At 73.3% G+C, this 7,807-nt stretch carries 6 protein-coding genes; 1 reads left to right on the top strand and 5 read right to left on the bottom strand.

The window, feature by feature from the left end; all coding sequences use genetic code 11:
• Window positions 1-32 precede the first annotated feature (32 nt).
• The 5 genes from P4R38_RS08150 to P4R38_RS08130 all read right to left on the bottom strand — a co-directional run bounded on the left by P4R38_RS08150 (window position 33) and on the right by P4R38_RS08130 (window position 3,741).
• Window positions 33-440: a TadE/TadG family type IV pilus assembly protein gene (locus tag P4R38_RS08150; protein ID WP_277191829.1), complete on the bottom strand. Its 408-nt coding sequence runs from the start codon at window positions 438-440 to the stop codon at window positions 33-35.
• A complete protein-coding gene (locus P4R38_RS08145; RefSeq protein WP_275240671.1) occupies window positions 437-655 on the bottom strand; it encodes a hypothetical protein in 219 nt (72 codons plus the stop codon). The genes P4R38_RS08150 and P4R38_RS08145 overlap by 4 nt, the downstream gene beginning before the upstream one ends.
• A gap of 64 nt (window positions 656-719) precedes the next feature.
• Window positions 720-1,655 (bottom strand): type II secretion system F family protein, encoded by a 936-nt coding sequence (locus P4R38_RS08140; protein ID WP_275240670.1) that lies wholly within the window; start codon window positions 1,653-1,655, stop codon window positions 720-722.
• A complete protein-coding gene (locus P4R38_RS08135) occupies window positions 1,652-2,518 on the bottom strand; it encodes a type II secretion system F family protein (RefSeq protein WP_277191828.1) in 867 nt (288 codons plus the stop codon). The genes P4R38_RS08140 and P4R38_RS08135 overlap by 4 nt, the downstream gene beginning before the upstream one ends.
• Window positions 2,515-3,741: a CpaF family protein gene (locus tag P4R38_RS08130; RefSeq protein ID WP_275240668.1), complete on the bottom strand. Its 1,227-nt coding sequence runs from the start codon at window positions 3,739-3,741 to the stop codon at window positions 2,515-2,517. Before P4R38_RS08130 ends, P4R38_RS08135 begins: the two co-directional genes overlap by 4 nt.
• A 199-nt stretch (window positions 3,742-3,940) precedes the next feature.
• On the opposite strand from P4R38_RS08130, the gene P4R38_RS08125 reads away from it, so the two are divergent.
• Window positions 3,941-7,807: FtsK/SpoIIIE domain-containing protein (locus P4R38_RS08125; RefSeq protein ID WP_277191827.1), on the top strand; the 3,867-nt coding region annotated here is incomplete at its 3' end.

Below are 7,807 nucleotides of genomic sequence, written 5' to 3'. Positions count from 1 at the left end.
TCGTCGCAGCAGGCCCAGTCGGCGCAGCACCGTCACTGGTCCTCCGCGTACGCGCGAGCGCTCACCTTGAGCTCGCCGCCGGGGCCGAACGGGCCGATCACCGGCAGCGGCGCCACCACGCTCACCCGGACCACGGCCGCGCCGCCCTCGGTGGTGCGGTCCGCGCTCACCCCGGTGGCATAGCGGCCCGACACGCTCGAACGGATCAAGTACCTCGTCCGCTCGGCGCCCTGCGAGGGCGAGCTGTCGGCGCGAGCGCCGTACCGTGCCCCCTCGCTTGCGTGCGCGATGAGCGTGTTGCGCACGTGCAGCGCAAAACCCAGCTGGAACGCGGCGAGGAACAGCACGATCACCAGCGCGCTGACCATCGCGAACTCCGCGACGGCCGAGCCGCCATCGGAGCGCACGCCCTCGGCCGGCCGGCCGAGGCGCACGATCACGGTCCCGAGACGCCGTTGACCGCGCGGCTGAACATCGAGGACAGCGCCGGGCCGGCGACGGCCCACAGCGCCGTCACGATGCCGGCGGTCATCAGGGTGATGAGCACCCATCCGGGCACGTCACCACGCTCGCGCTCCATCCGGTCGGTGAGCCGGTGACGGGTCGTGACGAGGGCACGTGTGATGCGGTCGCCGAGCCTCCGGTTGGTCTGCATGTCTTCCTCCAGTGGTGTGATGGCACAACGGAACTCGTGGCACACGCGTGCGGCGTGCGCCGGCCTACAGGGACAGTCGCAGCTCGCTCAGGCCTGGGTAGACGGCGAACAGGATCGTGACGGGCAGGACGAGGAAGACGACCGGGACCATCATCGCGATCTCCCGCTTGCCGCCTTCCTCGATGAGCTGCTGCTTGCTGGCCTCGCGCGCGTCCTGGGCCTGGGCACGCATGACGTCCGCCAGCGGCGTGCCGCGCTCGACCGCGACGACGATGCCGTCGACGAACCGCGCCAAGCTCGAGATCCCCGTCCGGTCGGCCATGCCCTGCAACGCCTCGGGCAGGCTCGCCCCGGCGCGCGCGTCCGCGAGACACCGCTCGAGCTCTCCGGACAACTCGCCCGTCGAGAGCCGCGCGACGCGGTCGAGCGCAGCGGCGGCACCCTCGCCGGCGGCGACCGCGAGCGCGAGCATCTCGGCGACAGAGGGGAACTCGGCCAGGATGCGCTCCTCGCGACGACGCGCAGCCCGGGTCAGCGCCTGGTCGCGTGCGATGACGCCGCCGCCCACGGACAGTCCCACGACCGCGAGCGCGCCGACGAGCGAGGTGCCGTTGCTGAGCCAGCGCAGCGAGGCGAGCACCGTCCCGGCCGTCCCCGCGAGCACGCCCCACAGCGCCTGCTGCGCCCGGAACCCCTCCACGTCCGTCGGCTGGCCGGCCCGTTCCAGGCGACGTCGCACCGACGAGGCGCCGCCGAGCACCTGGTCGACGACCGCGCCCAGGCGGTGCAGCGCCGGCTGGAGCACATGGTGCACCCCGAGGTCGACCCCGGAGGACGTCAGCAGACGCGAGGGCCGAGGGCTGTCGCGGACGTACGGCGCGATCCGGTCGTTCAGGTCGACCCGCCGACGCAGGGGGAGCCCGCGGTAGGCCAGCAGCAGCCCGAACCCGACCGCCGCGCCCATCAGGGCACCCGGCCACGACCACACCTGCGCGGTCATCGCAGCACCCGGACTTCCTCGGGCAGCCGCCCGATCCGACGCATGATCCGGTAGGCAACGAACGAGACGGCTCCGCCGAACATCAGGATCAGCACTCCGGCGGGCTCTCGGTACGCATCCAGCGATGAGCCACGAGTCGCCAGCATCCCCAGCACGATCCACGGTGCGAGCAGAGCCAGCCGGGCGGCGTTCACTGTCCAGCTCTGCCGGGCCTCCAGCTCGGCGCGCGTACGAGCGTCCTCGCGCAGGAACGAGGACAGCGTGCGCAGCAGCCGACCGAGGTCGGTGCCGCCGACCTCGCGCGCGATACGCAACGACTCGATCAAACGGTCGGCGACCGGGTCGCTGAGCCGCACCTTCAACGCATCGAGACACTCGTGGAAGCGGCCGCTGGCCCGGTAGTCCTGTGCGAAGTCGGCGAACGCCGGTCGCAGCTCGTCCGGCCCCCGGACGGCCAGCTGGGCGAGCGACTCGGGCAGGGCCATTCCCGCGCGTACGGCGGAGGAGATGTGGTCGACCACGTCCGGCCAGACCTCGCGAAGGGCATGACGGCGTTTGCGAGCCCGCGACCGGACCACGGCGAGCGGCAGGTACGCAGCAGCGAGCGCAGCGGCCAGGCCCAGGGGCGGCACCGTCGTCACCAGGTACGCCACGGTCCCCCCGACGAAACCCGTTGCGGTACAGGCGGACAGCAGCCGACCGACCGTCACGGACGGCATGCCGGCCTGCACGATGTCGTCCCGCAACCGGTCCGCGTACGTCCCCTGGCGTCGCTCCACGCGCTGCGCGGTCTGCGGCCAGAAGGACCACCACACGCAGAAGAGGCCGAGGCCGAGCATCAGCCCGACGAGTCCGTCGGTCATGCGCTCGAGCTGAGCAGCTCGGCCGCGTCGTAACCGGCGCGGGCGAATCGCTCCTGGTGGGGCGGGAACCCGTCGCCGCGGACCAGCCGGCCCTCCCGGGTGACGAACAGCTCGGCCAGCTCGATGACGTCTCCCTCAGTGCGCCCGGGGACGGCGACGATTTCACGTACGCGGCGCCGGCCGTCCCGCTCCAGCGCGACGTGGACAACCACGTCCACCGCACTCGCGACGGTCGGAACGACGAACCGGCTGCTGACGTTCGAGCCGGCGAGCAGCGGAAGCGTGCACATCTTGATGACCGCCTCGCGCGCGCTGTTGGCATGGATCGTGCACATGCCGGGCAGGCCGCTGTTGAGCGCGATGAGCAGGTCCAGGCTCTCCTCCTGGCGCACCTCGCCCACGATGATCCGCGACGGCCGCATCCGCAGGGCCTCCTTCACCAGGCGGCGCAGGGGGATCTCGCCGGTGCCCTCCAGGCTCGCCTGACGGCACTGCATCGCCGCCCAGTCGCGCAGCGGCAGCCGCAGCTCGAAGACCTCCTCGCACGAGACGACCCGTTCGTGCGACGGGATCGCAGCGGCCAGACAGTTGAGCATCGTCGTCTTGCCCGCCTGCGTACCGCCCGCGACGAGGACGTTGAGCCCGGACGCCACGCTCGCGGCGAGGAACCGGCCGGCGGCGGGCGTCATCGTCCCCATCCGCACCAGGTCCTCCAGACCGTGCGCCCGGACGACGAACTTGCGGATGTTGACCATCCAGTGCGCCCGGGTGACGTCGGGGATGGCGACGTGCAGACGGGAGCCGTCGGGCAGGGAGGCGTCCACGAACGGTGACGACAGGTCGATTCGACGCCCGGAGGGTTTGAGCATCCGTTCGACGAGGTTCTTGACCTGCTCCTCGGTGAGGATCGTCGGGGTGAGCTCGGCGACGCCGCCTCTCGCGACGAACACCCGCGCGGGCTCGTTGATCCAGATCTCCTCGACCGTCGGGTCGTCCAGGTACTGCTGCAACGGGCCGTAGCCGGCGACGGCGTCGAGCACCGCCCGCGTGGCGACGCCCGCGTCGGTCAGTGGCTCCAGCCCACCGTGCAGGCTGCGCTCCTCGTAGTCCTGCACGACGTCGCGGACGAGGTCGCGCAGCACCCCGTGGTCGCGGGCCGGGTCCAGCCGCTGCCGGCGGATGAGCTCACGGACCTCGCCCTCGATGAGCTGGATCCCCTCCACCGTCTCCCCCGTCTCCCACGACGGACGCGACTCCCCGGCCGCGTCCGCCGGACATACAAGCCGGTGCCGGACGCCCGTGGTGACTTCCCCCAGGCGACTTTGCCAAATCTTTGACCTCGCAGCCCTCCGCGGCGCCGGTCGCGTGGTTGTCCACAGGCACCGCTGCACCCAACAGCACGGTCTGCCCATACTCCGCCGGGTGACCACGACCGAGTCCCGCACGAGCGCAACGCTTCTGCTGCGCCTGACGAGTACGCACGACGCGTCCTGCCGCGAGGTCGAGGTCACGGCGTCGACCGAGCTGACCTGGTCGGAGCTGCGACCGCACCTCGAGCCGTTCCTGCCGCTCCCACCCGTCGTGTACGCGGGCGGGCAGCCGCTCGCCGACCACGACCTGTTCGGCTCCGCCCCGCTCCTGCACGGAGCCGTCCTCACCGACCGGGTCGCCTCGCCGGTGCCGCGCAGCCTGCTGGAGGTCGTGGTCGCCGAGGGGCCGGACGCGGGCGCGACCCACCCGCTCGGAGGGACGTCGTTGCAGGTCGGGAGGGTGAGCAGCACCAGCAGCGGCGTGCTGGTCGCCGATCCGGACGTGTCCCGCCGCCACGCGCTGCTGGAGGTCGCCCACGGTCGCGTCCAGCTCACCGACCTGGCCTCCACGAACGGCACCCGGGTCGACGACGCACCCGTCGAGCCCGGTGAACCCGTGGATCTGCGGGTCGGACAGCGCGTACGGGTCGGCAGCTCGACCCTGCGGCTGCGGTCACCGGCCGCTCGACGCGCCCCGATCGCCGAGGCCGGCCGCGTACCGGTGCACCGCGCGCCACGCGACCCGATCCGGTTGCAGGAGCAGGAGATCGCGCTCCCCGTCGCCCCGGACGGCGACGACGCCGACCGGCTGCCCTGGCTGATGGTGCTGATCCCGATCCCGGTCGCCCTGGTCATGGCCGTCGCGATGAGGAGCACGATGATGCTGGCCTTCGGCCTGATGAGCCCGGTCATGATGCTCGGCCAGTACCTGCACGACAGGCGTTCGGGGCGGCACGACCGGCGCCGGGCCCAGGCCGCGTACGCCGCGAGCCGCGACCGCGCGCTCGCCCGGTGCGCCGACACCGTGGCGGCCGAGCTCGCTCTGCGCAGAGGGCTCGCCCCCGACCTGGCGGAGCTGCGCGCGGTGACGGCCGAGCGCCGCGTCTGGCCACGCCGTCCCACCGACGCCGATCACCTGTGGTGGCGCGTCGGTACGGGCGATGTCCCGGTCGGCGTGACGGTGCGCGACTCCGGCGGCGACATCGACCGGCGGTCGGCGTCCGGCTGCCCCGTCACGGTGTCGCTGGAGGACCACCGCGTCGTCGGGCTGAGTGGACCGGCGCGCCTGCGCACGCCCGCGCTGGAGGCTCTCGTCGGTCAGCTGGCCGTCCTGCACTCGCCCCTGTACCTGCGGCTCGTCGTCGTGCTCGCGGACCCGGCCGGCCTGGACCGGTGGCGCTGGGCTCGCCGGCTCCCCCACCTGAACGCCGGTGCCGTCGCCGCGCCCGCCTCGCTGGTCGCCGGGACCGACGACGCGCTCATCTCCCGGCACCTCGGCCTGTACGCGAGTGCTCCCGAGGGCGACCGACTCGGGCGGCCGGAGCGCCACCCCGTCCACACGGTGGTGATCCTCGACGGCGCGCAGGACCTGGCGGGGCACCCGGTCGTGTCCGGAGTGCTCACGCATGGCGCGCTGCATCACGTCTCCGTGGTCGCCGTGGACGCGTCGCACGCTGCGCTGCCCTCCGCCTGCGAGGTGACCGTGGACCTCGACGGGGCAAACCGCGGACGCCTGTCCGGGGAGATGTCCCTGACCTTCTGCCCGGACCTGCCGCACGCCGGCTGGGCCTCGACGCTGGCCGACGACGTCGTGCCGCTGCTCGACGCGACTCCCGGCCCGGACGACGCGGAACCGCCGACGTCGGCACGGCTTCTCGACCTGCTCCCGGACGTCGTGGACGCCGACCGGCTCGCGCAGCGCTGGGCGGGCGACGGCCGTACGACCCGTGCCCTGCTCGGGCTCGGCGCCGACGGGTCGGTGGTCGTGGACCTCGCCTCGGACGGTCCGCACGCGCTCGTCGGCGGGACCACCGGCTCGGGCAAGTCGGAGCTGCTGCAGACCCTCATCGCCTCGCTGGCGGTCGGCAACCGGCCCGACGAGATGGTCTTCGTGCTCGTCGACTACAAGGGCGGCGCCGCGTTCAAGGACTGCGCCCGGCTGCCGCACACCGTGGGTCTCGTGACCGACCTGGACGCCCACCTCACCGAACGCGCCCTGACCTCGCTGGACGCGGAGGTGCGCCGGCGGGAGCGCCTGCTCGGATCCGTCGGGGCCAAGGACCTGGAGGACCACCAGCGCATCCCGGGCGCCGAGCACCTGCCGCGTCTGGTGCTCGTCATCGACGAGTTCCGGGTGCTCGCGGAGGAGCTGCCGGACTTCATCGACGGTCTCGTCCGCATCGCCGCCGTCGGCCGCTCGCTCGGCATTCATCTCGTCCTCGCCACCCAGCGCCCAGGCGGCGTCGTCTCCACCGACATCCGCGCGAACGTGAACCTGCGCATCGCGCTGCGGGTCCGGGACGCCGCCGACTCCGACGACGTCGTCGACTCGCCGGTGGCCGCCGGCATCCCCACGAGCACCCCGGGGCGGGCCGTCATGCGCTCGGCGTCGGCACCGCTGGTGACCTTCCAGGCCGCGCGGGTCGGCGGCCACGGGCACGCGAGCGCGGCAGCCGTCACGGTCCGAGCGGTCGACCCGCGGACCGGGCGTGTCCGGCTCGACGACACGTGCGCCGCCGAGCCCACCGGTCCCACCGACCTGCAGCGACTCGTCGACGCCGCACTCGCCGCGGCACGGGTACAGGGGGTTCCCTCCGTCCCGTCGCCGTGGCTGCCGTCCCTGCCACCCGTCGTCGAGCTCGGCGGGTCGGATGAGCTGCACCGTCTGCTCGGGACGCTGGAGGACGATCCGACCCCACCGACCGGCGAGCACGCCCGGCTGGGCGTCGTCGACCTGCCACACCTGCAGCGGCAGGATCCCCTCGGCTGGGACCTCACCTCCGGCCACCTCGCAGTCATCGGCGGCCAGCGCAGCGGACGGACGACGGCCGTACGGACCGTGGTCACCGACGCGGCCCGACGCAGCGGCCCCGACGACCTGCACGTGTACGTCGTCGACAGCAGCGGGTCGCTCGGAGCCCTCGGCGCCCTTCCGCACACCGGGGCGGTCGTCGGTCGCGACGACGAGGGCGCCGGCGTCCGCCTGATGGACTGGCTGCTCGAGGAGGTCGCCTCCCGGCAGAACCTCTTGGCCGCCGACCACCACACCGACCTCGGCGAGCACCGAGCCGCCCGTCACACCGAGGGCCGTACGGCGCTTCCTCGCGTTCTGGTCGTCATCGACGGCTGGGACGCGTTCGGCGAGGCGTACGAGCTCATCGAGGGAGGCCGCGTCCTCGATACGTTCCACCAGGTCCTGCGTGACGGTGTCGGTGTCGGTGTCCACCTGCTGCTGACCGGCGGTCGCGGTCTGCTGTCGTCGCGGGTCGCCGGGTCCCTCACTCACCGGTTGTGCCTGCGCACCGCCGACGAGATGGACCTGCTGATGGCCGGTCTACGGCCCACCCAGGTCCCCGCGGACATGCCCGCCGGGCGAGCGTTGCTGCTGCCCGACGCCCACGAGGTGCAGCTCGCGCTGCTGACCGGTGACCGGTCGGGACGGGCTCAGGCCGCCGCCGTCGCCGCAGCCGCCGCGACGATGCCGCCCGCCACCCACACGCAGCCTCGACAGTTCAGCTCCCTTCCCGACGTCGTGGCCTTCCCCGGCCAGGATGAGCCCGCCGGGTGGCCGAGCGCCGGTCCGGTGCTCGGCCTGGCCGGGGACGACCTGGACGTCGCCCGCCTCCCCTCGGACCCGGCCGGGGGCCTGGCCGCCCTGGTCTGTGGCCCTGCGGGCAGCGGGCGGACGACGGCGCTGGTCACCCTCGCGAGCCAGCTGAGGGAGCGACCGGTGCTCTGGCTCAGTGGGGGCGCCCTGCCG

The sequence above is a fragment of the Luteipulveratus flavus genome, from assembly GCF_029439465.1.
GTDB lineage: Bacteria > Actinomycetota > Actinomycetes > Actinomycetales > Dermatophilaceae > Luteipulveratus > Luteipulveratus flavus.
This window is presented reverse-complemented; position numbering and strand designations above follow the sequence as displayed.

Bases quoted from the DNA above. Each gene is read 5' to 3' on its own strand.
- P4R38_RS08145 (WP_275240671.1), bottom strand. From the start codon at position 655: ATGCAGACCAACCGGAGGCTCGGCGACCGCATCACACGTGCCCTCGTC.
- P4R38_RS08140 (WP_275240670.1), bottom strand. From the start codon at position 1,655: ATGACCGCGCAGGTGTGGTCGTGGCCGGGTGCCCTGATGGGCGCGGCG.
- P4R38_RS08135 (WP_277191828.1), bottom strand. From the start codon at position 2,518: ATGACCGACGGACTCGTCGGGCTGATGCTCGGCCTCGGCCTCTTCTGC.